Origin of the sequence: Nocardia sp. NPDC057455, assembly GCF_042802775.1 — a bacterium.
Taxonomy (GTDB): Bacteria; Actinomycetota; Actinomycetes; order Mycobacteriales; family Mycobacteriaceae; genus Nocardia.
The window spans coordinates 46,284-46,608 of sequence record NZ_JBHVDM010000027.1; positions in this window are offsets into that span (position 1 = coordinate 46,284).

Sequence of the window (325 nt, forward strand, 5' to 3'; positions counted from 1 at the left end):
TCTCCCGCGAACTCGCTGCAACCCTCTTGCCTGCGGTGATGTTTGCTCGCTATGTCCGATGGTTGGTCGGGTGCGGGGGGCGACGGTAGATTGATCCGGTGATTCGCAAAGAAGGTCCCCGCGGAGCCGGTCGGTGGGTTCTGGGCACGGTCGAGCCCATGTAACAAGCCCGGCACGTTGGACAGATAGTTCAAATGAACATTTTTTGCCTGATTTGATGTGAGAACTCAACCTGGAGACGCAGGCGCCACGCTCGGATAGGTGCGCGCCCCCTCCGGGTGTGGTCGGGGAGCGCTTGCGTGGTGTTCCGGAAGCGAGGTTACGG